Annotated in this window: 1 protein-coding gene and 1 pseudogene; both read left to right on the top strand. The window is 52.4% G+C overall.

Annotation, left to right across the window (positions count from 1 at the left end; translation table 11 throughout):
• Positions 1–210: pseudogene (locus CUJ83_RS15575) on the top strand (formylmethanofuran dehydrogenase subunit A); the annotation flags it as partial.
• 1 nt (position 211) lies between these two features.
• Positions 212–1,004: formylmethanofuran dehydrogenase subunit C (locus tag CUJ83_RS15570; protein ID WP_230743390.1), on the top strand; the 793-nt coding region annotated here is incomplete at its 3' end.

Raw genomic sequence — 1,004 nt, 5'->3', positions numbered from 1 at the left:
GACATCGTGGCTCTTACGAATTCGAAGCAGATCGTTTGGGCGGATGCTGACGGTTTCAACAACCAGGAAGTCATCAACGATATCGTTGATAAGTTCTTGAAGTACTACTCTGTCACTCTGAACAACTACCCGGTGCAGGATGCGTATTACAATAATACGGCTATCACGCAGAATGTGATCAAGTCCGGTCCGCTTGCGGGAGGTAACTAAAATGGAAAAAGTTACTTTGACTCCGAACGGGGAGAAATTCCTCGTTCTTGAAGCGGATGTCATCACTCCGGATGTGTTCGCTGGTAAGACTCTTGAGGAGATCGCTGAGCTTAAGGTCTGGGAGGGTAACACCACCTGGCCTCTCGGTAAGTTCTTCGACATCAAGGGCACTACCGCTGCGACTGCCGCGGAACAGGCCATTGTAATAAATGGTTCGTGTCCTCGTGTTAAGTATATTGGTTCGAAGATGACTGCTGGCGCGATCCTGGTTAAGGGTGATGTTGACATGTATTGCGGTGCCTGGATGAAGGGCGGCGACATCATTGTCAAGGGCAATTGCGACGCGTTCTGCGGTATTCAGATGGAAGGCGGCAACTTCATTGTTGAGGGTAATGCCGGTAACTATCTGGGTGCTTCTTACCGTGGTGACTGGAGAGGCATGAAGGGCGGCAATATCGTGGTCAGCGGCAATGCTGGTTGTGATATCGGCGAGTATATGATGGGCGGCACTATCACTGTGAAGGGTGATGTCGACATTAACGCGGGTATTCACGCAGGCAGGGCTATCGGTCCGAAGGACGCTGGCGGTAAGATCGTTATCTACGGTAACTCTCCCGGCAGGGTTGGCGCTCAGATGGTCCGCGGCAACATTTACGTGCTCGGCAACATCGAGTGCATGATGCCCGGATTCGCCACCAAGGGAACCCAGGAACTGGAGATCGACGGCAAAAAGTACGCGTTCAACGTACTCACCGGCGACCGCGCAGAAGGCGGCAAAGGCACACTATACGTGA

This window comes from Methanooceanicella nereidis, assembly GCF_021023085.1.
Lineage (GTDB): Archaea > Halobacteriota > Methanocellia > Methanocellales > Methanocellaceae > Methanooceanicella > Methanooceanicella nereidis.
Note: the sequence above shows the minus strand (reverse complement) of the source record. Positions and strands in the feature narration are given on the sequence as shown.